Below are 26034 nucleotides of genomic sequence, written 5' to 3' on the forward strand. Positions count from 1 at the left end.
TTACTTCAAGGCATGACCAAGTGACTGCAAATATGCAACCATGGCATCCATTTCAGTTTTACCCCTCACTGCGTCAGCTGCACCGTCGATTTCAGCCTGCGAGTAGAGTGGAATAGCATTGCCATTCTCATCTTTGTGGCTGCGATTACGGGTTAACCAGTTAAAGGTTTCAAGTTTTTTGGCTGTCAGCTCACCGTCAAGCTTAGTCTCGCTAAGCCACTTAAATGAAGGCATGTTTGATTCAGGCACAACAGAACGAGGATCGATCAAATGGGCGATATGCCAATCATCGCTATAACGACCACCAACACGTGCTAGATCAGGGCCTGTACGTTTTGAGCCCCATAAGAACGGATGCTCCCAGACATGTTCACCAGCAACACTGTAGTGACCATAGCGTTCAGTTTCAGCTCTAAATGGACGGATCATTTGGCTATGACAGTTGCTACACCCTTCACGAATGTAGATATCACGGCCTTCCATTTGTAATGCGGTATAAGGTTTTAAGTTATCAACCGGTGTCGTTGTTTCTTTTTGAAAAAACAACGGGGTAATTTCTACTAAGCCACCAATGCTGATAGCGAAAATGGTAAATAGAAAGAATAAACCTACATTTTTTTCAACACTTTCATGTTTATTTTGAGAATTGTTTTGCATGTTTAATCTCCTTAAGCTTGTTCAACAGCTTTAAGACTTCCGTCTTTAGCGCCGATGGTTTTAAACATGTTATAAGCCATGAGTACAAAACCTGTTACTACTAAAACACCACCAACAAATCGTATAAAGTAGAATGGGTAAGAGGCGGTCAAACTTTCAACAAAGCTATAGGTTAAGGTACCGTCGGTATTCACCGCACGCCACATCAAACCTTGCATTACACCTGAAATCCACATAGCAACGATATAAAGCACAATACCTGTGGTATGTATCCAAAAATGAATATTGATTAACCGTATACTGTACATACGACCTTGATTGAATAAAACAGGAATCAAATGGTATAAGGCACCGATTGATACCATAGCAACCCAACCTAATGCACCTGAATGCACATGACCGACAGTCCAGTCAGTGTAATGTGATAACGCATTAACAGATTTAATTGCCATCATAGGTCCTTCGAAGGTAGACATACCGTAGAAAGATAAAGACACGATTAAGAAACGTAAAATAGGATCATGACGAAGTTTATGCCAAGCGCCAGAAAGCGTCATAATACCATTGATCATGCCTCCCCAAGATGGCAGGAATAAAACCACAGACATTACCATACCTACTGATTGAGCCCAATCAGGTAAAGCGGTGTAATGTAAGTGATGCGGACCAGCCCAAATGTACAAAGAAACTAATGCCCAAAAATGAACTATCGATAAGCGGTATGAGTATACGGGACGTTCAGCCTGCTTAGGGACAAAGTAGTACATCATACCTAAGAAACCAGCGGTTAATAAAAAACCAACGGCATTATGACCGTACCACCACTGCATCATGGCATCAATAGCGCCAGGATAGATAGAGTATGACTTCATCATTGAAACAGGCACTACCATAGAGTTTCCAATATGAAGTACGGCTACGGTAACAATGAAACCACCGAAGAACCAGTTTGCCACATAAATGTGTGAGGTTTTGCGTTTGATGAGCGTACCAAAAAAGACTATGGCATAGGAAACCCAAACAACAGCAATTAGAATATCAATAGGCCATTCAAGCTCAGCATATTCTTTTGATGAAGTATAACCCAAAGGTAACGATATGGCGGCAGACAAAATAACCGCTTGCCAGCCCCAAAAGGTAAAGGCGGCTAATTTGCCACCGAACAATCGAGTTTGACAGGTACGTTGTACTACATAATAAGAAGTAGCAAATAACGCACTCGTACCAAAGGCAAAAATTACCGCATTGGTATGTAATGGACGAAGACGAGAGTAGGTTAACCATGGTGTATCGAAGTTTAATGCAGGCCAAATTAATTGAGCCGCGATAAGTACACCTACAAATGTACCAACGATACCCCAGATTACAGTCATTACAGTAAATTGACGGACAACGTTGAAGTTGTAGTCTACTGCTGACGTATTACTTATGGTCATGTTATGAATTCCGCAGTGTTGTTATGAATAAAAGCAGTTTTTGTTAACGATAATTCTATTTTTAGTAGAAAAAATAAACGACAACAAAACTATTTTCGTGTGTTTCTTTACTAGTGTTGATATATGTCACAAAAGTAGGGCTAAAGGTGTCATATACAAGGTAATTTTACCCTTTGAGCATGATATAAATCAACCGTGGTTACTATTTATATTTGACATGGATCAATGTTTCCCTCACTTAACCATAATAGCCTTGTGGATATAACTACTTTTTTTGAGACTTTAGTCGTACATTGTCGAAGAAAAAAACGAATAAAAACCAATCGTTTATTATCACTTAACAAGATAGACTATTTATTAGAAATCAGCCAACTTGGTAAGTTTATCTATTTCAATAAGCTGAATTTTTTTGCCATCAACTTGAATCAATTGCTCTTTTTGAAATTTTGAGAAAACTCGACTTAATGTTTCACGCCTTAAGCCTAAAAAGTTTGCGACCTCATTTCGACTTAGCGGCAAGTGAATTGAGTCGTCACTACCGGTATAACTAGCGTTTCTTTCGATAATATTTAATAAAAATGCCGCTAATAAACTATCAGCTGATTTTTTACCAATATAAGCTTGAAAGTTACGTTGTCTGACATGGCTTTGTCGACTGAGTAATTCAATAAAATTTTGTTGAATAACCGGCACTAATTTACCACAAGCACTCATTTGCTCAATGGATACTTTACAGACCGAGCTGTCACCAATGGCAACAGCAGTATAATTGTAGGTTTTCAAATAGAGTGCATCTTCTCCAATAAGCTCGCCAGGAAAGCGTAAACCAATAATATTTTCATCATCGCCATCATTTTGCTGACAAAGTTTAAAGATACCTGAGCTTACAGCATACATATCCGTTAGGGGGGTTGATTGTTGAAAGAGTACTTCACTGTTCTTTGCAACAATTCTGCGGTGTAAATAACTGTCAGCTAAATCAATTGATTGATTTAAGGCTGTCACAGGCTGACAAACTGAATTCATGGAGCAATCACCACAATTCACATAATTATTTTTGTCTATTTTTGATTTACTTTGACTAGGCACAATTATCACTTACTTGTTAACATACTTATATTCAGGCTAATTAGTTTAAGGGAGTCAGGCGATAATAACAATTGCTTGAACGGAGAAATTTATAATGATTAAATTTACTGTGGTACTACTATGTGCGCTGTTGATCTGTGCTTGCGAGCCAGTTGAACAAGCACACATTAAAAAGAATTTGGATGAACCACCGAGTTTTATTTGCTTATCAAGCCAAAATGAATGTGAACTCAGCTTCGTTTATGGTGATTTTACTCTTCATTTTTCAGGACAAGTTGATCATGGAAGAATAAAAACAGAATTACCTTTTAGTATTGCATTGAGTTTTGTGCCAAGCGAAGCAAGTGTTCAAATAAAGCGTATCTCTAGTTACCTTGAAGGAGTTGATATGTTTATGGGTAAAATACCTATATTTTTCGAACAAAAAAAAACAGTTGAAAACCATTGGATTGCTCACTCACTACTTGCTAGTTGCAGTGAAGAAATAATGACTTGGCGCCTTTGGGTACAGGTCGAAATAGTGAAGAACGGACAAGTTGAACAGCAGCAGTTTTTTATCGATTTTGATAGTCAGCGTTTATAGTACTAGCAGCGACTTAATCGCTGCTGTTTGACTAATGCTATTGGGCATAGATTAAATATTATTAGTTACATCAACCGATAGTTTCAATTTTTGCCCAGGTTGCAAATATTCACTGCGCTTTAAGCTATTCCATTGCTCAATATCACTAATGCGGACATTAAATTTACTGGCAATTCGGGCGAAAGAATCACCACGACGAACTTTATAGGTAATATTGCGCATTACTGCTTGCTCGATGTTAGCGCTGGCTCTTGCGGTGTTAGCTCTTTTGTTTGATGATGCAGGCTTTTGCCAAATGACTAGCTTTTGCCCTAATTTTAGAGTGTCGCGTGGGGCAAAGCCATTCCATTTTGCAATATTCTTGCTGTTAACTTTGTAATGTCTGCCAATATCCCAAAGGTTGTCACCTGCTACAACCGTATGGGTTAATTTAACGCCTTTTTGCGGTCTAGCCTGTTTTTTTGCTATTCGTTGATCTTGAGAGAGAATGTAGTTATCAAGCGATTTTGCCGCTACAGGGATGAGTAAATGCTTTCCTGCTCTGATTTGATTATTTTTAATACCGTTGACTTGGCTAATTAAATCAATACTGGTATGAAATTTATTGGCAATAAAACCTAAGTTATCACCGCTTTTAATTTTGTAACGTTGCCAAGCTAAACGGTCATTTTTATCAAGTTTTGCTAGACTTTGTTCAAAATGTTTAACTTTATGTTTAGGTAACACCAGTCGGTGTGGCCCCTTAGGATCGGTCGACCAACGGTTAAAGCCCGGGTTTAACCGTTGCAATTGAGCCAAAGATAGTTCAGCTAAACTTGCAGCTTTTGCTAAATCTAATTGTGATTTTATGTTTACTTGGCTAATAACTTCTTCATTGGCTATTTCATAAAGACTTAAATTAAATTGCTCAGGTCGCTTAATAATATCAGCTAATGCCAGAAGTTTAGGGACATAGGCTCTAGTTTCTCTAGGTAAATCTAACGACCAAAAATCAGTGTTTTTCCCCAGTTTTTTGTTTTTTCTAACGGCTCTTCTCACGCGACCTTCACCTGAGTTATAGGCAGCTAAAGCAAGTAACCAATCGCCATCAAAGAATTTATGTAAATATTTCATGTAAGCTATCGCGCCTGCTGTTGATGCGATTACGTCACGGCGACCGTCATACCACCAGTTTTGTTTCATGCCAAAGCGTTTTCCGGTGCTGGGTACAAACTGCCACATACCAGAAGCTCTACCGTGAGAATAGGCGAAAGGGTCAAAAGCACTTTCAACTATGGGTAATAGCGCAAGCTCGATAGGAACATTGTTTTTTTCGAGCTCTTCAACAATATAATACATAAAAGGCTCAGCGCGTTTAGCAACCCTATCAAGGTAACTGGGGTGTTTAATGTACCAATCTCGCTGAACTTTCAAACGGTTGTTTTCAGGAATATTAAAGGTTAATTGGCCACGAATACGTTGCCATACATCATTACTGGTGGTTAGGGCTTTATTTTTTAATGAAAAGTTAACGTCATCTACTGGGTGAATAACATCAATATTTTCATCTGCCAGCAAGGCTTGATTTATATCGGCTGAAGAAGCGATAAAATCGGGTGTAATGTAAGTGTTTTCAGCTTCAACAGCATTATTTTGAGAAAGTATTGTGCTTTGACAACCACTCAACATAATTAAAGCAGGGAATAAAAAGTATTTCATGAATAACCAATGATAATGTAAAAGGAAATATAAGGGTAATTGCATTTTTTAAGGCAATAACAACCAAGATTAACACGTTAAAATTGGTCTTTCCAGCTTCTAATTGTGGTAAAAACATCAAGGCTGTTGGTTTTAGTACTGGCTTTAAATGCAATGGCGCTCGCTTGTACTGATAACTCCTCACTTCGTAAAAAAGGGTTTATTTGCTTTTCAGTTTCAATGGTGGTTGGAATGGTGGCTTGGTTGTTAGCACGCAGCTGATTTACTTGGTTGTTATAATCAATTAGCGCTTGATTTTTGGGATCGACAGTTAGGGCAAACTTTAGGTTGGCTTGGGTATATTCATGGGCGCAATACACTTGGGTATCATCAGGCAAGTGGGTTAACTTAGTTAATGATGCTAGCATTTGCTTGGCAGTTCCTTCAAACAGCCGGCCACAGCCACCAGAAAACAAGGTATCTCCACAAAATAGTATTGGCTGAGTATTGCACCTGGTAAAATAGGCAATGTGTCCAGCAGTATGTCCGGGTAAATCAATCACCTCTAGTTCAATGTTAAGCGCTGATAAATGTACGGTATGACTTTCATCTAACTTTACATCACAGTGTGGTATAAGCTCATTGGCAGGTCCATATACGGTTAAAGGCCATTGTTTTTTTTGGCAATAATGACGTAATTGATTGATACCGCCAGTATGATCAGCATGATGATGGGTGATCAGGATAGCTGTTAGCACCAGTTGGTTTTTCTCAATAAACGCAATACAACTATCTGCATCACCTGGGTCAACTAACGCTAATGCCTGAGATTCTTTGGAAGTAAGTGCCCAGATATAATTGTCTGAAAATGCCTTGATTGACTGAACATTAACCGCCCATGGAGTTGTTTTAATTGAATGCATTTGTAAGTTCCAACTTGCTTAAGATTATGAGTTAATTATACTGAGTTTATTAATGAAAGCATCAGGCAATATACCCTAAACTATGAAACCTGCTTTAGCCTTTAGACAACCGCATTATCCAAAGTCATGGCAAGACTTGCCTAATGGTCAAGCTATTTTGACCACTATTGAGCAAGCCTTACAACCTTGGTGGCAAAAATTTTTTGGTTATCATTTATTGAAAATAGGGGCGTTAAGTCATGAAGTTTCATGTATTGAAAGCCCGATAAAACATCAGGTAAGTTGTTACGTTAACCGTGCTATTACCGGTGGGCACAGTGATTGCCATGCTAGCATTATTGGTGAATTGGATGATTTACCATTACTTGAACATAGTGTTGATGTTTGTTTATTAAGTCATGCTTTAGAGTTTTCGTTAGATCCTCACCATGTTATTCGTGAAGCAAATAGAGTGATTATCCCTAATGGATATTTAATTATCACGGGCTTTAACCCTCTGTCTCTCGCCGGACTAAATAAACTTGTACCTTATAGACGAAATCATCCACCTTGGAATGAGCATTTCTTTTCACCTATGCGTGTTAAAGATTGGTTACATTTAATGGGCTATGAAATTCTTGCTGATGAGCGTTGTTTGCACAGTGGTTTAGTCGGCAAAATAAATGAAGGTGGTATCACCAACTATTTAAGATCATTTGCGAGTAAGTACCTCACCAGTTTAGGATCAGTTTACATCATAATTGCTAAGAAAAGAGTTTTACCGTTAACACCCATAAAGCCTAAGTGGAAGATAAGAGCTAATTTTAATCCGGTGAAAGTGCCAAGCATGAATGCACATTCAAGCAATAAACAATAAACAAAAAAAGCCGCAATCTGCGGCTTTTTTGAGTTGGTTTAAATGAGCTTAAACCTATTAGAACTTATATTTAGCTTGTGCGTAAGCAAAACGACCTTGACCACTATGTACGTTTACCGCAAAGCCCATAAAGTCATGGTAAGCAAATGGCGGCTCTTCGTTAGTTAAGTTGGTAGCGCCTACGGTAAGTACTAAATCTTCGAAGCCAAAGTAGTTAACAGAAAGATCAAGTGTGGTCATAGAGTCCACATCTTTGTTTAAGTTAAGTGATGCTTCCTGTTCAAAAGAATCGACAAAGTTGATTGCAGCAACAGCGCTGACATCATCTAATATCCAATCAACAGATGCAGTCCAACGCATTTGAGGTTGTTCAAAACCACCTTCTTTGGTGTTTTTATAATCTTCAAAGTTTAATACATAGTTAAGCACATAGCCAAACTTGAACTCACCTGAATCAGTTGCTAATCGGTAACGTAAATCAAAATCAATACCAGAAGTTTGTAAATCACCGATATTTTGATATCCATCATAAATGAAAACAATTTCACCTGGATCATTAGCGATTGCAGTTGGGCGACGCTCAACCACAGTAGGATCCAAACCTAAAGTATTCACTAAGTTTTGTGTATCAGAGTCAATAATATCGGTGATGTCATAGTTATAATAATCAAGTGTAAAGTTTAAATCATCTGTAACATTATAGATTACGCCGAAGTTGTAACTTTTTGATTCTTCTGGCCCTAAATCAGGGTTACCTTCAAATATTGCTGTATATTCTTGTGGCTCACAAGCTCTGTCTTGATTGCCAATTGCATTACATCTAGGTAAATCAATTAGGTTTGGTGATTCATCAGTACGGCCTAAACCGAGTTGGTGAAGCGAAGGTGCTCTAAATGCTGTTCCGTATGAACCACGTATGCTCAAATCTTCTGATGGAGCCCATAAAAATGAAATTTTAGGGTCCGTTGTGGTACCAAAATCACTATATTCTTCATGGCGTACCGCTATTTGAACTTCTAGGTTTTCAAGAAAAGGAATGGCTAATTCACCAAATATTGCCACGTTGTCACGATCGCCATTGGCTTGTGTTGCTTCAGTTCCAAATACCTCACCACGTAAAAATTGATCATCAGGGTTGTCACTAATGGTTTCTTCACGATACTCCCAACCTAGGGCTAAAAACATATCACCATGCTTCATTTCTAGAATAGGGGCTGACGCTTTAAAATCAAACGACTTCATTGTTGACTTACCAAAACGCGTGGTCGTAGTTTCAATAAAATCTAGAGCTTCTTGAGAGTTAAAAGACGGTTCAAATGGGTTCCATAAACCGCTGTCAATTGCTTCTTGCGTGCGACGAGAATTTGGGAACCCATCTACACCACGTTCAATAGAGCTACTTTTTATGTAACTATAAGCCGCTTCCCAACTCCAGTCTTTAAGTTCACCTTGTAAGCCCAATACTGCACGATGGTAAGTCGAGTCAACACGTTTTTCACGGTTTCCTATATCAACGGTTCTACGGCGCATGGTTAAGTCTTGACCATAAAACTCATGTTGTGGCATGTCGGCAAAGGGATGATTGGGGTTGTCACCACTCATAAATAATTCGTTAAAGCTTGGGCTACCTGCACCGCGCACGGTAGATTTAGAGTTTTGACCGTTTAGTTCAGCAAAAGCTCTTAAGTCATCATTGATTTCATATTTACCCATATAGTTCCAGCTAAACCGTTCTGCTGCTGGTATCATGGTCATAGGAGGGGCATAGTCGTAACGACAAAGATTATTAGCAAAATCTCGATCAGCTTCTGGGCACGTGTCAAAACCATACATATCAATTAAACGATTTGATGCATTGTCTGCTAAGGCGATAGTGCCAGGTATACCGGCAGAGCTTCTAAAATCTGTTGCGTCTGGATCGCCAGTGCGAGCAAGTTGGTTGGCTGTTGCCGAGTAGTCTCTGTCTGCATAAAGTACTTCATCACGATTAAAGTATTCTAAAACAAACGTATGACTTGAGTTATCTGTGTTGTTACCAAAAACCAAGTTTACACTTTGTTCTTCACCACCGCCATCAGCGGTAGAGCCAACTTTAGCTGATATTTCGGCTCCTTCAACATCGTCACGTAAGACAATATTAATTACACCGGCAACAGCGTCAGAGCCATAAGTAGCAGATGCGCCATCTTTTAGGATATCTACGCGTTTTATTGCAGAAAGCGGAATGTTGTTAATATCAACAAAAGCAGTATCAATACCTTTAGCAAAAGGGGATACTGAGACACGACGGCCATTTATTAAAATTAGTGTTGAGTCAGCACCCAAACCGCGAATAGACACTGAAGAGCCACCATTGGCCGTGTCATCACTGCTATTAGCTTGAGTGGAAAATGTCCCTTGACCAGAAATTGGAAGTTTTGTAAAAAGGCTAATAAGGTCAGTAACACCCGATTTTTGAATATCATCTTGAGATAAACTAGTTAAGGGTGATGGGCCTTCCATATCAACACGTTTTATATGTGAGCCAGTGACTTCTATTCTTTCTACTTCTTCTGTTTTATTTACATTATTTACGGCTTCTTCTGCACTACCCGTTGAAGAAAAAAGCAATGTAAATATAGTTGCAAGGAGTGTTTTTTGAGATTTCATTTGATCTTTCCCTAATTTGACATTGTAATTGTTATTAGTTGTTAAAGGCTTTATTAAAAAAGCTCTTTTAGCAGAAAGTTCTCCTACAAGGTTGGTGTTTTGCAACAACATAGTTAGCGCTTGTTGAACACTATACTTACCCTGAACCGAGTTTCCTGTTTTATTTTCGACAAGGTCATAAGGGAATAGAAATGATATCTTAGCGATATCGGATATTTTATTGAGAGATTTACCTAATGATTGAACGGGAATATTGAATTCATATTCTCTGTTTATCTTAGAAATTTCTTTTGCTGTCAAACTAGGTGATAGCAAAAAAAGACTCAAAAAAATAATAACTATAAGTGACTTATTAACCTGTCTTTTAATAAGACGTATGAGAAATGAAAATCTACTATTCATATGCGGAATTTAATTTTCTTTAACACGTAATTGAACATGATGGTCATTCAGTTTTTTTACGCTAATACCAAAGCCAGACTCTAATACATAAAATAAGGTATCGGTTTCGCCTACTTGAAATTGTCCGCCAATTCGCATAGATTTTAGTTGAGGGTCGATAACATCAATTTTTATTTGCGTATGACGAGTAACCTCTTGAACAACTTCTTCTAATGACTCGCCAGCAAACACTAATTTACCTTCTTTCCATGACAGAAAGCGAGTTACTTCACTGGTATCAACTTCAATAACATCGCTTAGCTCTTCATCTTCAACAGGGATGACAGTGCGTTGCCCTGCGGTCAATTTACCTAACTTCTTCCTCACATTGGTAGAATGAACCTTAGCATCAACTTTGTTCTCTAGCTGTTGAGTTATTACCGAGCTATCAGAAATTTTAATGGCGCCATAATCATCGGGAATAACCAGTAAACTATTATCAATAATTGCTAATTCAACTGTTCCTTCTGTGACCAGTACTTCAATACTATTTTTTAGTTTATGTACTGAAAATGCTGTGCCAATAGCTCTAACAAGCCTATCATCAGCATAAACCTCAAACGGGCGAGCCGCATCTTTTGCAACTTCAAAGTGGGCTTCCCCTTTAAGCAGCTTTATACGACGAAAAGAGTTGCTATAGTTTACTTGAATCTTGGTGTTTGAGTTTAACCACAAAATCGAGCCGTCTGACATAGTTTGACTTAAGTGCTCTCCCATATCAGTAGAAAATAGAACCCCAGGGCTTTCATTTAGCGGTTGTGAAATAAACACGCCTCCGGCAATCAATACACATAATAATAATGAGGTAGCAGCTGCGGGTAAATAAGTAAGTTTACTTTGTCTAATAAGTGCAGTGATAAAATGAACAGGGGCAGTAACCGGTGTTAGTAGCTTACTCAGTATTACTGACACCCATGATGATTGTTGCATTTCTTGAGGAAGCATCACTGCAGACAGTAAATCCATCTCTTGCCATGAACTAGCCATAGACTTAAGGCATTCACGATGAATGTCACTCGTTGCTACCCATGCATTTAGCTCTTTTATTTGTTTATTAGAAAGCTTTGGCGTATCTTCAAGTAGCACAAGCCATTGGGCCGCTTCTTGGTTAATAATAGTTTTATTGGTAAAACCTTTTACATTACTATTCATAATGCCCCCTCTTTTTTAAAGGATGCATTTTTTTTGTCGACATGAGTGTTTTCATTATTGTATTGTGTAACGGCATCGTGGTAAGCGCACATTCCCCGGGTTATATAGTTGCTAACAGTAATGGTGCTTATATTCATTCGTTTAGCGATATCTTTAGTGGTAAGCCCGTATACTTTGCGCATCACTACTGCTTGTCGGCATTTGTTGGGTAAACCCGCTATAGCTTCACACATAATACCTATTTTTTCTTGTGCTAAGGCGTTATTTTCCAAATTATCAAGCTCAATTGTTGAGTCGACAACATCAATATCCTCAACATACTCATTTAATTGTGTGGAAGCTCGTCTCAAATCTGAAACAATTAAATTTTTGGCAACCCTAAACATAAATGACTTAGGCTTTTGTACTTCCTTTTCAATAGAAGATTTATATGTCCTTAAGAACGTTTCTTGGCAAACATCATCGACATCTTGAGGATTAATGACATAACCTGAAATAAAATATTTTAACGAAGTTCTGTAACGTTTAAATACAGTTAAAATATTTTCAACAGAGCTTTCTTTATTATTATTTTGAGTTGGCTTATTTTTTAAATTCACAATAACATCCGTAAGGTTTTAATTTTAGGGGAACTTAAACCCTGCAAAAAAACACACAATCTTAATACTATTTTAGATTGTAATATCCCATAAAAATTTAGCGTTCACTATATAAGACGTTTGATTAGCCAAAAACTACTAGTTTCAATTACTTCATTGGCAATTGGCTACCTGCTTTTATTAACGTTATATTAGAAATCTCATGTAAACAAGTGAATAATCACGTATCATAATTATATTAACTTCTAAGGTTTTTATCACAAATGAATCGTATTGAATTGGAACACTATTTAGATAACCTATTACAACCAGCTCAAATTAAAGACTATGCGCCAAATGGCTTGCAAATCCAAGGTTGTGAGGAAATAACTAAAATACTGACAGGGGTCACTGCATCACAAGCATTAATTGACAAAGCGATAGAAGAAAAAGCGGATGCGATAATCGTTCATCACGGCTATTTTTGGAAAAATGAATCATATGTCATTCGAGGTATGAAGCATAAACGCATTAAAGCTTTGCTTGAGCATGATATTAATTTGTTTGCCTACCACTTACCATTAGATATTCACCCTAGGTTAGGTAACAATGTACAATTGGCAAATATGCTAAACATTGACGTAACTGGGCCACTAGAAATAGGCAATCCACTCAGCGTTGCAATTCAAGGGCAATTGCCTAAAGCATATACTGGTGTTGAACTCGCCAATGTTATTAATAAGCAACTGCAGCGCACCTGTTTGCATATTGCGCCGCCGTCGAATAAGTCAATTAAAACGGTAGCTTGGTGCACTGGTGGTGGTCAAGACTACATTGAACTTGCAGCAGAGCAGGGTATTGATGCGTTTATTTCAGGAGAGGTGTCAGAAAAAACCACACATATTGCACATGAAATGGATATTCACTTTTTTGCTGCCGGTCATCATGCAACCGAGCGTTATGGTGTTAAAGCCTTAGGTCAACAAATTGCTAAAGACTTTAGTATAGAAACTGTTTTTGTTGATATTGATAACCCTGTTTAGTCAGGGTTAATAGCTGTTTAAGCCAACATTTATGCTCAATGTTGGCTTGTTTTTTAAGTGTTTTTTAATCGCTAGTTTGGTTAGCAAACGTCATTTTGTATCCGCTCGCTGAGCCAAAATCTTTCTCTAATAATATAAATTGGTCTTGGCTGTCTTCATTTAGCGTTATTTCGGTAGATGCTAGAATAAGCTCACTACTATCAAGTTTGCCAACAACATATAATTTATAAGTGTTATTAATTAGCTCAACCTTGCTAGGCGTTGCAAATATCGCAGTTAACGATTGATCCGCAGTTTCAATAATTTCATCACTTCTGACAAAAAAGACCTTGATATAGCTAAAGTCATCGCTATTACAGCCATAAAAGCACATAGATGTAATTAAGCTTAAGCAAATAGCGTTAGGCTTTGTGCTGTTGCGAAAAAAGAGGGGGTACTTTTCATTAGCGTTCCTTTAGTGAACTTGATTTTAATAGATAAATTTAGGTCGAACAAAGCCCTTAACGTTATGACTCATTGTTAACGTTTATAACGAGGTGATTTTGTTGTTACTCGCAGGTAGAGTAGGATTTTAAAAGGAAGTTCACTGATAGGACATAGCTTTACAATTCTTTACTAACTCCTTACAAATCAGTATTAATTTTGTACTTTATCACTATTGTTGATTAATAATGCTATGATTAAATAGCGCTTATTAAATGTTTAGCGCATTATATAAACAAAGATTATAAATACAGATATTACTTAAACAGCAGTGACTTAGGAAGGTTATACAATCGTTGCTTTGGTGTAATACTCTATTGTGTTATTTCAAACTAGCGAATGAAATTGATAGGTTTCGATGATCATCATTAATCCATTAACTACAACCAAACAAGACAAGTATAGGTCGTTAGCCTTTACCCCGCGTGCCATTAGACATTGCTTGATAAGTCTAGCGTTGTTTTTAATCAGCTCTAGTGCTTTTGCTAATGCAGCTAATAGCAATTTTGAGCAAATTTTTTCTAAACACAGTGCCATTATGTTAATTATTGAACCAAGAACGGGTCAAATAATCGATAGTAACATAGCAGCACAACGATTTTATGGTTTTGATAAAAACAAATTATCGCCGGTTTTTATTCAAGATATTAACATGTTGAGTGCAGAGCAAGTTGCCCTAGAAAGAGCACAAGCCAAGGCGGAAAATAGAAATCATTTTGTATTTAGACATAAGGCGGCAAACAATGTGGTTAAAACGGTTGCCGTTTATTCTATTCCCATTGTTTTTCAAGGCAGTGATGTATTGTTTTCAGTTATTCAGGACATTTCTGCTGAAAGGGAATTTCAAGAATCATTATGGCACTATCAAAGTAATCTTGAAGCCTTAGTGGATGAACAAGTCTTTGCGTTAGATGAAAGTAAGAAAGAACGTATACAAATTTTACTGTTTGGTATTCTCTTTTTATCGGCATTAGTTGTAGTGCTGATTATTTTATTAAAACGTAAAAAAATGGTTGAAGAACAAGGTATTGTTCTATCTCAAATAGTCGAACAAAGCCCTGTTTCTATTGAAACTACTGATACTGACGGAGTGATTACCTACGTTAATCAGCGTTTACTTGAGCGCACCGGTTTTAAGGCTTCAGACGTGGTTGGTAAAAAAGCCAGTGTATTAAAATCAGGCATTCATAATGATGATTTATACCGCGATTTATGGGCAACCATTAGTGCCGGTAAGCCTTGGGTAGGGGAGTTATGCAATAAAGGAAAAAATGAAGAGGTTTTTTGGGAACGAGCCAATATTTACCCGCTAAAAAATAGTACAAATACCATTAATAGTTATGTTGCAATGAAAGAAGATATAACTCAACTTAAAGAAGATGAAAAACAGCTACGGTTAGCGTCAACTGTGTTTCAAGCTGCAGCCGAGGCTGTGATGGTGACAGATGCAGACAGAAATATTGTTGCAGTTAATCGGGCTTTCACCTTAATTACCGGGTATGAAGAAGATGAAGTTATCGGAAGAGCGCCAACGCTGTTAAGCTCTGGTCATCATTCGGATGATTTTTATGACAAAATGACTGAGGCGTTAAACATTAATGGTAAATGGCAAGGCGAAATCTGTAATCGGCGCAAAAATGGCGAAGTGTATTATGAGTGGCTCTCTATTACTGTGATTAGAGATAGGCTAGGCCAATTAGAGTCTTATGTTTCAATATTTAGTGATATTACCAAACGGAAGAAAGCTGAAGATAAGATATACCATCAAGCGAACTATGATTCATTAACAGGGTTAGCAAATAGAGATCTCTTTATTGATCGGTTTGAGCAAAGCTTAGCACTAGCAAAACGTGATAAAACAATGCTTGCGGTATTGTTTATTGATTTGGATGGTTTTAAGAATATCAATGATACTTTTGGTCATGCTAATGGCGATGTATTATTAAAAAGTACAGCTGAACGTCTTCAACATTCAGTCAGAACCACTGATACGGTTGCTCGGTTAAGTGGTGATGAATTTGCCATTATGCTTTGTAACGACAATGACGTATATAGTAATGAAAAAGTAGCAGCCAAAGTGCTAAAAACGCTGGCTATGCCTTTTCAGCTATCAGAAAAAGATGCTTATGTTTCAGCTAGTATTGGTATTGCTATTTTTCCTGATGATGGTCAATCTACCGATGAATTGCTAGCCAAAGCTGATAGTGCTATGTATATGGCAAAAGAGAAAGGTAAAAACAACGTACAGTTTTTTACCAAAGAAATGGATACTAAAGCACAGCTAAGAAGAAGCCTAGAAGTTGAATTGCGCACAGCAATTATTAATAATGAACTGGTTGTGCACTATCAACCAATACATGATCTCAAAACTCAGAAAGTGGTTGCTGCTGAAGCACTGGTAAGATGGCAACACCCAACCAAGGGGTTAATCCCGCCGATTGAGTTTATTCCTTTGGCTGAAGATATTGGTTTCATTGTCAATATTGGTGATTGGGTGCTATTGGAAGCTTGTAAACAAGCAAAACTATGGCAAACACAATTTACCTGTTCGCCCAAAATATCTATAAACGTATCAAGTATTCAACTTCACTGTCCTGATTTTATTGATAAATTACAACAGGTGTTAGAGCAAACCCAGCTATCTCCACAATTATTAACCTTGGAAATAACCGAAAGTTACCTAATTGAAAAAGGCGAGCAAACCTTAACAAAATTACAAAGTATTAGGGAATTAGGCATTAGTTTGTCTATTGATGATTTTGGTACGGGTTATTCATCATTAAGTTATTTGAAACGTTTTCCTGTCAATATACTAAAAATAGATCGCTCTTTTATCAAAGGCATTGATAGCAATAGTGAAGATGCAGCATTAGTTTTTGCTATATTGTTAATTGCAGAAAGTTTAGGGCTGGAAGTTGTTGCTGAAGGCGTGGAAAGTAAGGCGCAGTATCAAGTGCTAGCTAATCATAATTGTCAATATGTGCAAGGGTTTTTATTTAGTAAACCCATTGCCAGTAAACAACTTATTGAGTATATGGCAGAAAATACTTAATGAGGGACGAATGAGCAATAGTCTGTATTGCCCATTAATTTGCGCTTATATGCGTGGCCTATGACGTTTTTACAAGCTAGGCTTCTGAACGTGCTTCTTTTGCTTCTAAAGTACAGGCTTTTTCTTCTACGATTAAACCGGCTTCAACGGCATCAATTGCGCGTTGGTCGTGTTTATTTGCAGGACAACCACAAGTATGATCACTAATGTTATGTAAACGAGCTTGCTCTAAGTGCCATTGTGCTACTTTAATATGTTGATCAACATTCATTTTACTTCTCCAGGACAATTTAATATTTATCAGAATGATAAGGCGGTGATTGTAATTAAAATCGTGCTTATGTCTAGAAATATTTATGAATAATATAAACTATTGTTTTATATCAATAGTTATTTTGGTAAAAGATGGTAGCTAAAATAAGCAACTTGTTGATATTGTCATCAACTAAAAAAATTTATCTGGGAAGCTTTCTCATTAAATACTGAATAAAGCAGGGCTTATATACTCAATAACGCTTGTTCTTTGCTGCTGAATAGCTGTTGCGGCCCTAATAAGCTATTGAGCTCAAGTTTGTCTAACGACTGGTTCAAACCATGTTCACCGGTGATAACCAACACCCGTTTACCATTGTTTTGGGTTCTCGTGACCAAGTCTATGATCAATACTGAAGTTGTGGTGCCGATGAGTTTAGCTTGGCAAAGATCGATAATGAGCACGCTAAAGTCCATATTTTCAGTAAACCGTCGCGACAACTCTCTAGATACAGCGAAACTTATTGGCCCATTTATGCTAAGTAGTAAGGTATGTGCTAGCTTATCGGCTGGCACAACTAGGTTGTTTGCACACTTTATTGCCGTGCCTTTAGTAAAACTGATGCAATCTAGCTGCGTACTTGTTAAACGGTCTATAGTGACTAAATTAGCGATAAACATCCCGACTACTACCGCAGTGATTAAATCAACAAATACGGTTAATAACAACACTAGCAACATTAAACAGGCTGAAAACAGCCCGACTTTGTTTATTTTTTTTAAAAAACGCCAATCAATAATATCCAAGCCTACTTTAAGCAACATGCCGGCTAGTACCGAATGAGGTACATATTGAGCGTAGTCTGCGGCCCATAGCGTAATAAATAACAGAGCGATTGCGTGGGTTATACCTGAAAGCGCAGAGTTTCCACCAGCACCTATATTAATGGCAGTGCGCATGGTTGCACCTGCTCCGGGTAGAGCGCCAAAAAGTCCAGCAATACTATTTCCTATGCCTTGGCCGATTAATTCTTTATCACTCAAATGATGTGTTTGTGTCATTGAGTCTGCCACCATAGATGTTAGCAGCGAATCAATAGCGCCTAATACAGCTAACAAAAAGGCAAAGTAGGTAATATCATAGAGCGCGTCAATTGAAAATGACGGAATAATAAGCTCAGGAAGTCCTGTTGGGATTTCGCCAATAGTAGGAATATTTTTATCAGGTAACAATAAGGCACTAATCAAGGTTAAAAACACCAGTGCAAACAAAGGTGCTGGCATAAACCTAGCAAGATTTTTCGGCCAATACGTCATGATAATCAAGGAAGCACCCCCAAGAATAGCGGCGGTAATATTAAGGTAACTGAGGTTGTCTGGTATATTGGTTAGTGCTGATACTGGATTGCTATCAGCACTAAGCCCAAGCAATGGAGAGACTTGTAATACAATGATGATAATGCCAATGCCACTCATAAACCCAGAAATAACCGGATATGGCACCATAACAAAATATTTACCGAGTTTTAATAAACCAAACGCTATTTGAAATAGCCCGGCTAAAATTACGCAGCTAAATGCTAGTGACAAACCATGCTCAGGATTATGGGCAATCATTTGGGTTAGCACTAATGCCATAACAACACTCATTGGTCCCGTAGGGCCAGATATTTGTGTTGCAGTTCCACCAAAAAGTGCGGCAAAAAAACCAACTAAGATAGCGCCATACACACCGGCAATTGCGCCCGCGCCAGATGACACGCCAAACGCTAGTGCCAGTGGCAATGCAATAACGGCCGCGGTTAAACCGCCTGAGATATCACCATAAATATTTTTGCTAAGTAGGGGATTGATTAAATTAATAAACGGGCCTTGTGATTTTGTGGTGATTAATCTTTAGTCAATATAATCATCAAAAGCTATAGGGGATATTAGACTTTGGTGGGCAGCCCAATCCTTAAAGTGACACCATCAGGTGAATAATGATTGGTGGCACTAATAGTTCCGTGATGGAAATGACAAATCAAACGAGCAATATATAAACCTAAGCCCAAATGGGGCTGTGTTTGTTGTTTATTGAGTGATGCTTGTGGGGCTCGCAGTGAAACCATTGAATCAAATAGGCTTTCATTTAATTGCTCAGGCAATAAGCGGCCATTATTGCTTACTAGCAACTCAACCTCTTGATTGTGTTGGTTTAATGCTAGGGTTATTATTTTGTCTTGGCTAAACTCAACTGCATTGTTTATCACTTTATCTAACAGTTGAACAATATGTTCGGGCGAGCCATAAAAAGGCAGTGCATTGAGTTCAGTTTTTAAGATAAAAGTCATCTCACTGAAAACTTGCTGATACCCAGCAATACAGCCACTTACTACGGTTTTTAGATCAAACTCTATTTTTTCTGTGCTTGCTAACATTTGCTCAAGGCGGGTAGCTTCACTCATGTTAGTTAAGATTAAATTTAACGTGTTAATACCTGTTTGAGCGCGTTCAATATAAGGGGATTCTTGGCAATCTTTGTTTGATGTTATTCGCTGTTTTTCAAGCAAAGCAAGATTCTCTAAAGACGTTTTTACTACGGCAATTGGTGTTCGTAATTCGTGAGATAAACGCGAAGACATATTTTCTAAGTAATGGTTGTACTCACTTAACCGGTTAACTGCGGTGGTAAAGCTGCGAGACAAATCACCAATTTCATCATTACTGGTTGAAGCAACCATTTTGCCAATAATGCGCCCTTGTTTATCGATAGCATGTTCTGCTTGGTTTGATAAGTCACGAATGCGTGCAGATATTCGTGTGGCAAAAATAATAAAAGTGAATGCACCGAGTATCATAATAGCCAAAATCACCGAAAACAATTTTTCTAGGGCGCGATTTCGTAAGGTGCGAATGCCGTTAGTCGTTTCTTCAACAATCACCGCTCCTTGTACATTATTATCAATATAAATAGGGTAGGCGGCTGATAATACTAAAGCTTGTTTGTCAGTTGTTAAGCGCCACTGAGACTTAGCGTTACCCGATAAAGCGCTAACGATATGTGCTCCATTCAAATGCCTAGCATCGTAAATTTTGTCAATAAAATCTGTGGGTGGTTTGGTTAATACTTGGTAATACAAAGGCAACAATACTTGCTGTTTAAATTGATACCATAAGTTATTACTTGCATTTGAACTTTTCAGCTCGTTTTTACTTTGCCATACACCGCCGGCTTGTTTTAGCGAGCCAGCGCTTGCTAGTACTCTGTGGTGCTGATCTACCACCCATATACTCGAATTTGTATAACGCATACCGTTAACAATACGCTCGATTTCAGGTGACGGTACGACAATAGTGCCTAAGCTTTCCTGTTGGCTGGGATCTGCCGAGCCAATTGCTGAGTTAGGGTTGTCACCACTAACGTCAACATCATAAAAAGCAAAGGCGATTTTTTCGCCTAAAGCTTCAAGGGGCACACGTAGTTCAATATTGTATCCTTGCGGTGTTACCCGCCAATGGCCTTGTATATGTGGCGCAGGTATGGGCATGGTTTCTGTTGAGTCGATTACTGTAAAAGCTGAAATCCAACCGCTTTGCTTATTACTAATAATAAAGCGATTTAACTGATTGTTTTGATCGGTAAACGATAAGGCTAAATGATCGTTTTGAGTGATGCTTCGACTATTTTTTCCACGAAAGACAAGTTTGTTATCAACGACTTGAAAAAACAAGTACAAGTATTTGTCGTATTTACCCACACTTGCTTTAAAATTTAAACTGGGTACTTTGTCGCTAAATAGTTGCTGGTGGCGATCATAAAAGTGCGCTCTCTGGGAGAAATTTGGCCAGTCTTGGTGTAAACCATCAAGCTGGATTGCTTCAGTTAATTGGTAGCCATATAAATCTTTGCCCTGTTCTACGTTGGGTAAGAAGCTGGCTTGATTATTAAATAAGTTTTTACGTTCATGTAATGCGGTAGCTAGTGCCCTAGCGGTACCCACTAATGTTTGCTCTTGGCCAAAACGTAAATACTTCTCCATTTCCCAAACATATTGATAACCAAACCAAGGTATTACAAATAAGAAACTTGATAGCAATAATAGTTTAGCCCTTAAACCAAAACGTATATGAAAGGCTTTAGTTCTAACGTTACTAGACATGACTACTCATAGTGTCAGTTGGGTTCAACCAACGATAGCCCATACCATAAACTGTTTCGATACAGCCAAAATTGGCATCGGTTTTAATGAATTTTTTACGAATGCGTTTAATGTGCGAGGTAATCGTACTGTCATCAACATAAATTTTTGAGTCCGTCATTAATTGATTACGATTTTTGACATGACCTGGGTGCTTTGCTAATGCATGCACGAGCCAAAACTCAGTAATGGTTAAATCAATTGGCTGACTTTTCCAGCTTATGGTCATGCGTTGACTATCTAAAGTTAATCTACCTGTTTGGGTAATATGTTCCTCGCTAACAGGAAGTTTAAAGGCTTCTTGACGGCGAAATAATGCTGAAATTCGAGCGGTCAAATGTGGCAGGCTAATATCTTTAGTAAGATAATCATCAGCACCAATACGTAACCCTGAAACGGTATCAAAATCATTATCGCGTGCCGTTAAAAAAATAATAGGTAAACTTGCTGACTTTGCTCGCAGTTGCTGACACAGAACGAAGCCACCATCATAGTCCTCATTTAAACCAATATCTAAAATTACTAAATGAGGTAAACGTAATTTAAACGCTTGAGTTGCGCTTTCTTTATCAGCATACGTTTGTACTTGATAACCTTGGCTTCGCAAAACATCAGCATAGTTTTCACGGATAGCGGCTTCATCTTCAACAATAGCAATACGTTTTGACATTTTATTGGTACTTTTCTTCTGGTGGCTTTGTGTGTCGGTTGACTATATCGAAATTTTTACCTGAACGCGCCTTATTTCTCAAATTGTCATATTGTTGCCACAATTGTTCATCAGTTTGCCATGTTCACTGCATTTTAGTGTCGTTTTACTGCGGTTTAATAACGGCTGTCAATCGCTTATTAACCCATATAAATAATAGTAAAGGAAATATGATGAAAACCATTAAACACATTAATACCAAGAAAATGATAATTGCTACGCTAGTAATAACCACAATTGCAAGTACATCGGTATCTGCTTATGAACACGGCAATGAACAGCCGTTAACATTAGAAAATCAACAAAACGTTGCAACCAAAAATGAAAATATTGGTTTTGGCACCGGCGCATTGATTGGCGGCATTGTTGCAGGGCCAATTGGCGCTTTTGTCGCTGGCATGGGCGGTGTTTTTCTTGCTAAATATATAAATGTTAATGATGAAAATGACGCGTTAACTTTGGTGTTAACCGAAAAAACACAATCTAATCAGCGTATTAATACACAACTACAAAATCAATATCAAGCTAGGGTAGAGCAGTTAGAAAACACATATCAACGCCAGCTTATGAAGTTAGAAAATCAGTATAAAAACGCTAGCATAAAACCAGTCGAACAACTGTTGATGAGTTTACAGTTTTCTACGGGCTCTAGTGACATCGCACATCATTATCAAGAGCAAGTGGTGGCACTGGCGAATATTTTAATTAACTCACCGACGATGAAAGTTGATTTATCCGGTTATACCGATTTAACCGGAGCCGCCTCATTGAACCAAACATTATCTCAAGCTAGGGTAGAGTCAGTCAAAAAATTGCTGTTAGCACAAGGCGTAAAGCCAGAACAAATAGCGACCTATGCTTTTGGTGAAGTTGCGCCTGTGGTTGCAAATAACGAACGTGAAGTGAGCTTTTACGATCGCCGTGTCGTAGTAAAGTTACATCAAGAAGAACAGCTAAGCAGTAACCAAATGGTGAATAATCACTAATTAAATATCTCACCAATTAAATCAGTAGGAGCTTGTTAATCGTGCAATACAAATAATCAAGCTTATTCATCTTCACAAGTGAGAACGGGCGTATCAATATCATTTGATAATGCTGAAAACTCGTGTTGCAATGCGACATCAAAAACCTTGACCTCACTGTCATTTTGGTTAAGGTTTTCATTGGCCCAAGCTAGCCAAACTTTGTTGGCTTGGTATGACTTCAGCCAGTTATCAAATTCGTTGGCTGGCATGGGACGTGCGATGCCATAACCTTGCGCTTTGTCACAGCCCATCATTAATAGCATTAAGCCGTGTTTGGTTGACTCAACACCCTCAGCAATAACATCTCTTGAAAAAGATTTTGCTAAACTCAGTACCCCATTAATAATACTGTAGTTGTTAGCATCGTCCAGCATATCAATGACAAAAGACTGATCGATTTTTATGGTATTAGCCGGGAGTGATTTAATATGTGTTAGTGATGAGTAACCAGTGCCAAAATCATCGAGTGCTATTTGAAGTTCAAACAATTCACGGCACATGTTTAATGTCTTATTAATTGCGTTTAAATCACCTAAGACACTACTTTCTAATATCTCAAGTTGAATGTAACGGGTATCTAATTGCTTATACTTAGCGAGTATGTTTTTTAGGTCCTCAATAAAAGTAGCTGATTGAAGGTGAAAAGAGGAAATATTAATACTTACTTCAATGAGTAAACCTTGCTGGTGCCAATGAGCGAGTTGTTTTATCGCGGTTTCAATGACCCAAAGGCCCAATTGTATTTCGACATTTGTACCTTCTACCGTAGATAAAAAACTTCCAGGTGAAATCAAACCATTTTCGGGAGAGAACCAACGTATCAATGCTTCAGCACCGTATACCTCACCAGTTCTCATATTAACTTTAGGTTGGAAGTAAAGCGTAAACTCCCCTTGTTCTAATGCCGTAATAATTTTGTTTAGTTTATGTTGCTTTCTTATTATTTTCTGGTCTTGCTCTTTATTAAACAAACGGTAGCCATTACCACCAGATAGTTTTACTTGATACATTGCGTGATCAGCATGGCGAATTAAAGTGTCTAGATCACCCTGATCATGCGGATACAAGGTCACTCCAGTTGATGCGGTTATTGTATGACAAACACCCTGGTGGACAAAAGGTTGGGCGAGTGAGTAGTGAATTCTGCTGAGAATATCTTCACAGTCAGAAAAAGTACCTACATCATTTAATAATAAGGTGAATTCATCGCCTCCTTGTCTTGATACCGTATCGCCGTTTCTTAAGTTAGACTTGATCCGCTCTGCAACTTCCACTAATAGGGTATCACCAACTTCATGACCATAATTATCATTAATTGGTTTGAACTTATCTAGGTCGATAAAACAAACGGCTAATGAGTTTTTACTGCGATTTGCATGCATAATCGCTTGATTGAAGCGGTCGATAAATAAGGTTCTATTGGGTAATAATGTTAATGCATCATAGTGCGCCATTTGTTCAAGCGTATGATTTTGATTTTTAATTTGAGTGATATCAGAAAACAACCCCATATAATGCAGCGTTTTTCCGTTATTATCTTTGAGTGACGAAATGGTGAGTAGTTCGGCATAGAGCTCACCATTTTTTTTAAGGTTCCATAGTTCACCCTTCCAATAACCGTGGGTCAGCAGGCATTCCCACATATCACGGTAGAATTTTTTATTCTGCTTTTTCGAGTTCAATATATTGGGATTTTTACCTAATATTTCAGCACGTTTATAGCCGGTGATTTTACAAAAAGCGGGATTTACATCAATAATAGTGCCGTCAGTTTGTGTAATAAAAATTCCATCGTGGGCTTCAATAAACACTTGTGCAGCTAATTTTAATTGCTCTTCATTTTTTTTGCGTTCGCTCATCAGTAGGTCAAACTCTTTCGCCATGACAGCAATCTCATCCTGCCCAGAGATATTAAGGCGCTTATTATCATTTTCTCGAGTGCGAGCTGTTCTCATAAAGTCAGCAATGTATATAATTTTATCAACCAATCGACCTTTAAGCACTTGGGTTAAGGAATAGACAATAGCTAAAACTGCCAAGATACAGAGCGTATAGAAGACTAGCGGTGTTTTAAATTTTTGGTTTTCTGCCATCTCTAAAGTAATGATATCGGCTATAATGGTTGAGCTGACTTGATGTAAGCGCTTAAGGCGATGAGTAGCTAATTGCCACCATAAATCTGATGATAGTAATACCTCTTGATAGTAGGCACTCTGTCGACTTTGTGATATTGGAGCAACAGCAGCAGTCATTTTTCTATGATGTTTATCAAGCATTTTTAGCGTTGATTTTTGATATTGTTGAAATGTGGCGCTATTTGTTTCGTTATTGGCTGCTAACATTAAAGTAGAATGTTTTTCAGAGGCTACATTATAGAACCGTGTCAATTCAGCCTGTTGCCTAGCGATATGATTAACAATATTGATTAACATATGGTTATCTATAAGTTCTATACTGTGCGTGCTATTGTTGAGCACACCATAAATTAAACCACGCTCTATTGCCGCATATTCTTCAACCCCTAAAGCATAAATTAGCGATGAAACGTTATCGTTTGTTTGTTGTTTAGTCACCATAGCGTGGAGCACATTGATTTGCTGTAGCAATTGAGAAATTAAATCGCTGTAAAATTCAAAATAATTATTGTCTACTTGGTTATCAACACTGACATGAATAGCACTAAGCTTTTCAAACTTACTGACAATTTTCTCAAAGCTTCTCGTTGTTTTTTTTGATAAATAATGCGGCGGTAACAAAAAAGTTGCTGAAACCTTTGAATAGGCGGCTAAAGTGATTTTGCGTTGCTGGGCAAGTTGCAGTTTAAAGCTTAGATCGTTAATAGACATAGCACCTGCGCTAAGGCCTCTTTCTTTTTGCAGGTTATAAACGACCACCACAATGTTCTTAATAACCTGAGAAAATTGTAATGCATGTTCTGTTTGTTCTAGTTTTTGATATCTATCATAAATTGTGATACTTGCGAAAAACAGCAAGGTGATAATAGGTAAAACTAAAAAAGCATTGAGCTTTGCACTAATATTACTTTTATAACTAAAATCAAACACAGCTTAACCTTCACAAGTTGAATAAAACGCTACGCGTAGCCAGTGACTTGTTGCTATGACTCTTAACTAAACCACTGGTTTGGGGGGGGTATTGAAGAAAATTATTATTATTTTGCTTTGGGAGAGTGATTACTCATTCCGTTAAGTTGTGGTCAATCCTTCGTTAACTAAGCCATGATA

19 protein-coding genes and 1 pseudogene are annotated in these 26034 nt (G+C 37.9%); 5 read left to right on the plus strand and 15 right to left on the minus strand.

Annotated elements, in window-relative coordinates:
* The 3 genes from ccoO to ABXG98_RS17055 form a co-directional block, all read right to left on the minus strand.
* On the minus strand, window positions 1–657 hold the full coding sequence (ccoO, locus tag ABXG98_RS17045; RefSeq protein ID WP_353539904.1) for a cytochrome-c oxidase, cbb3-type subunit II: 657 nt from the start codon (window positions 655–657) through the stop codon (window positions 1–3).
* 11 nt (window positions 658–668) lie between these two features.
* A complete protein-coding gene (ccoN, locus tag ABXG98_RS17050) occupies window positions 669–2093 on the minus strand; it encodes a cytochrome-c oxidase, cbb3-type subunit I (RefSeq protein ID WP_353539905.1) in 1425 nt (474 codons plus the stop codon).
* Window positions 2094–2450: 357 nt separating this feature from the next.
* Window positions 2451–3119 carry a Crp/Fnr family transcriptional regulator gene (locus tag ABXG98_RS17055; protein WP_353539906.1) on the minus strand — a complete coding sequence of 223 codons (669 nt, stop codon included), beginning with the start codon at window positions 3117–3119 and terminating at the stop codon, window positions 2451–2453.
* A gap of 157 nt (window positions 3120–3276) precedes the next feature.
* Between ABXG98_RS17055 and ABXG98_RS17060 the strand changes: the two genes are divergently transcribed.
* A complete protein-coding gene (locus tag ABXG98_RS17060) occupies window positions 3277–3765 on the plus strand; it encodes a hypothetical protein (protein ID WP_353539907.1) in 489 nt (162 codons plus the stop codon).
* A 51-nt stretch (window positions 3766–3816) separates the two neighbouring features.
* Here ABXG98_RS17060 and ABXG98_RS17065 read toward each other — a convergent pair whose 3' ends face one another.
* Together ABXG98_RS17065 and gloB are read right to left on the minus strand one after the other, a co-directional pair.
* Window positions 3817–5463 carry a lytic transglycosylase gene (locus tag ABXG98_RS17065; RefSeq protein ID WP_353539908.1) on the minus strand — a complete coding sequence of 549 codons (1647 nt, stop codon included), beginning with the start codon at window positions 5461–5463 and terminating at the stop codon, window positions 3817–3819.
* 77 nt (window positions 5464–5540) lie between these two features.
* On the minus strand, window positions 5541–6365 hold the full coding sequence (gloB, locus tag ABXG98_RS17070) for a hydroxyacylglutathione hydrolase (protein ID WP_353539909.1): 825 nt from the start codon (window positions 6363–6365) through the stop codon (window positions 5541–5543).
* An 82-nt stretch (window positions 6366–6447) separates the two neighbouring features.
* Between gloB and ABXG98_RS17075 the strand changes: the two genes are divergently transcribed.
* Window positions 6448–7221, plus strand: coding sequence for a class I SAM-dependent methyltransferase (locus ABXG98_RS17075; protein ID WP_353539910.1), 774 nt, complete (start codon window positions 6448–6450; stop codon window positions 7219–7221).
* A gap of 57 nt (window positions 7222–7278) precedes the next feature.
* Here the strand turns inward: ABXG98_RS17075 and ABXG98_RS17080 are convergent, their stop codons facing one another.
* From ABXG98_RS17080 to ABXG98_RS17095, 4 genes and pseudogenes are all read right to left on the minus strand, one after another.
* Window positions 7279–9870: a TonB-dependent receptor plug domain-containing protein gene (locus ABXG98_RS17080; protein WP_353539984.1), complete on the minus strand. Its 2592-nt coding sequence runs from the start codon at window positions 9868–9870 to the stop codon at window positions 7279–7281.
* Between the two features lie 57 nt (window positions 9871–9927).
* Window positions 9928–10272 (minus strand): annotated as a pseudogene (locus ABXG98_RS17085) (STN domain-containing protein); the annotation flags it as partial.
* Window positions 10273–10281: 9 nt separating this feature from the next.
* Complete coding sequence (locus ABXG98_RS17090; RefSeq protein ID WP_353539911.1) at window positions 10282–11463, minus strand: FecR family protein; 1182 nt, start codon at window positions 11461–11463, stop codon at window positions 10282–10284.
* The gene (locus tag ABXG98_RS17095; RefSeq protein ID WP_353539912.1) at window positions 11460–12062 is read right to left on the minus strand and encodes an RNA polymerase sigma factor; all 603 of its coding nucleotides are present in this window, start codon (window positions 12060–12062) and stop codon (window positions 11460–11462) included. The genes ABXG98_RS17090 and ABXG98_RS17095 overlap by 4 nt, the downstream gene beginning before the upstream one ends.
* A 263-nt stretch (window positions 12063–12325) precedes the next feature.
* On the opposite strand from ABXG98_RS17095, the gene ABXG98_RS17100 reads away from it, so the two are divergent.
* Window positions 12326–13084, plus strand: a complete 759-nt coding sequence (locus ABXG98_RS17100; protein ID WP_353539913.1) for a Nif3-like dinuclear metal center hexameric protein — start codon at window positions 12326–12328, stop codon at window positions 13082–13084.
* Window positions 13085–13148: 64 nt separating this feature from the next.
* On the opposite strand, the gene ABXG98_RS17105 is transcribed toward ABXG98_RS17100, so the two are convergent.
* Window positions 13149–13457: a hypothetical protein gene (locus tag ABXG98_RS17105; RefSeq protein WP_353539914.1), complete on the minus strand. Its 309-nt coding sequence runs from the start codon at window positions 13455–13457 to the stop codon at window positions 13149–13151.
* Between the two features lie 468 nt (window positions 13458–13925).
* Here ABXG98_RS17105 and ABXG98_RS17110 point away from each other — a divergent pair, with 468 nt between their 5' ends.
* Window positions 13926–16619 carry an EAL domain-containing protein gene (locus ABXG98_RS17110; protein ID WP_353539915.1) on the plus strand — a complete coding sequence of 898 codons (2694 nt, stop codon included), beginning with the start codon at window positions 13926–13928 and terminating at the stop codon, window positions 16617–16619.
* 76 nt (window positions 16620–16695) lie between these two features.
* Here ABXG98_RS17110 and ABXG98_RS17115 read toward each other — a convergent pair whose 3' ends face one another.
* The 4 genes from ABXG98_RS17115 to pdsR all read right to left on the minus strand — a co-directional run bounded on the left by ABXG98_RS17115 (window position 16696) and on the right by pdsR (window position 21722).
* On the minus strand, window positions 16696–16890 hold the full coding sequence (locus tag ABXG98_RS17115; protein ID WP_353539916.1) for a hypothetical protein: 195 nt from the start codon (window positions 16888–16890) through the stop codon (window positions 16696–16698).
* Window positions 16891–17117: 227 nt separating this feature from the next.
* Entirely contained in the window at window positions 17118–18761 is a 1644-nt protein-coding gene (locus ABXG98_RS17120) for a SulP family inorganic anion transporter (RefSeq protein ID WP_353539985.1), read from the minus strand.
* 41 nt (window positions 18762–18802) lie between these two features.
* Complete coding sequence (pdsS, locus tag ABXG98_RS17125) at window positions 18803–21013, minus strand: proteobacterial dedicated sortase system histidine kinase (protein ID WP_353539917.1); 2211 nt, start codon at window positions 21011–21013, stop codon at window positions 18803–18805.
* The gene (pdsR, locus tag ABXG98_RS17130; protein ID WP_353539918.1) at window positions 21006–21722 is read right to left on the minus strand and encodes a proteobacterial dedicated sortase system response regulator; all 717 of its coding nucleotides are present in this window, start codon (window positions 21720–21722) and stop codon (window positions 21006–21008) included. Before pdsR ends, pdsS begins: the two co-directional genes overlap by 8 nt.
* A gap of 212 nt (window positions 21723–21934) precedes the next feature.
* Between pdsR and pdsO the strand changes: the two genes are divergently transcribed.
* Complete coding sequence (gene pdsO, locus ABXG98_RS17135; RefSeq protein WP_353539919.1) at window positions 21935–22747, plus strand: sortase-associated OmpA-like protein PdsO; 813 nt, start codon at window positions 21935–21937, stop codon at window positions 22745–22747.
* Window positions 22748–22809: 62 nt separating this feature from the next.
* On the opposite strand, the gene ABXG98_RS17140 is transcribed toward pdsO, so the two are convergent.
* Window positions 22810–25854: an EAL domain-containing protein gene (locus tag ABXG98_RS17140; protein WP_353539920.1), complete on the minus strand. Its 3045-nt coding sequence runs from the start codon at window positions 25852–25854 to the stop codon at window positions 22810–22812.
* Window positions 25855–26034: the final 180 nt, after the last annotated feature.

The sequence above is a fragment of the Colwellia sp. KU-HH00111 genome (genome assembly GCF_040362745.1).
Taxonomy (GTDB): domain Bacteria; phylum Pseudomonadota; class Gammaproteobacteria; order Enterobacterales; family Alteromonadaceae; genus Colwellia.

Bases quoted from the DNA above. Each gene is read 5' to 3' on its own strand.
- ccoO (WP_353539904.1), bottom strand. From the start codon at position 657: ATGCAAAACAATTCTCAAAATAAACATGAAAGTGTTGAAAAAAATGTA.
- pdsO (WP_353539919.1), top strand. From the start codon at position 21,935: ATGAAAACCATTAAACACATTAATACCAAGAAAATGATAATTGCTACG.
- ABXG98_RS17055 (WP_353539906.1), bottom strand. From the start codon at position 3,119: ATGAATTCAGTTTGTCAGCCTGTGACAGCCTTAAATCAATCAATTGAT.
- ABXG98_RS17080 (WP_353539984.1), bottom strand. From the start codon at position 9,870: ATGAAATCTCAAAAAACACTCCTTGCAACTATATTTACATTGCTTTTT.
- ABXG98_RS17110 (WP_353539915.1), top strand. From the start codon at position 13,926: ATGATCATCATTAATCCATTAACTACAACCAAACAAGACAAGTATAGG.
- ABXG98_RS17075 (WP_353539910.1), top strand. From the start codon at position 6,448: ATGAAACCTGCTTTAGCCTTTAGACAACCGCATTATCCAAAGTCATGG.
- ABXG98_RS17060 (WP_353539907.1), top strand. From the start codon at position 3,277: ATGATTAAATTTACTGTGGTACTACTATGTGCGCTGTTGATCTGTGCT.
- ABXG98_RS17115 (WP_353539916.1), bottom strand. From the start codon at position 16,890: ATGAATGTTGATCAACATATTAAAGTAGCACAATGGCACTTAGAGCAA.
- ABXG98_RS17090 (WP_353539911.1), bottom strand. From the start codon at position 11,463: ATGAATAGTAATGTAAAAGGTTTTACCAATAAAACTATTATTAACCAA.
- ABXG98_RS17065 (WP_353539908.1), bottom strand. From the start codon at position 5,463: ATGAAATACTTTTTATTCCCTGCTTTAATTATGTTGAGTGGTTGTCAA.
- gloB (WP_353539909.1), bottom strand. From the start codon at position 6,365: ATGCATTCAATTAAAACAACTCCATGGGCGGTTAATGTTCAGTCAATC.
- ABXG98_RS17105 (WP_353539914.1), bottom strand. From the start codon at position 13,457: ATGTGCTTTTATGGCTGTAATAGCGATGACTTTAGCTATATCAAGGTC.
- pdsR (WP_353539918.1), bottom strand. From the start codon at position 21,722: ATGTCAAAACGTATTGCTATTGTTGAAGATGAAGCCGCTATCCGTGAA.
- ccoN (WP_353539905.1), bottom strand. From the start codon at position 2,093: ATGACCATAAGTAATACGTCAGCAGTAGACTACAACTTCAACGTTGTC.
- pdsS (WP_353539917.1), bottom strand. From the start codon at position 21,013: ATGTCTAGTAACGTTAGAACTAAAGCCTTTCATATACGTTTTGGTTTA.
- ABXG98_RS17100 (WP_353539913.1), top strand. From the start codon at position 12,326: ATGAATCGTATTGAATTGGAACACTATTTAGATAACCTATTACAACCA.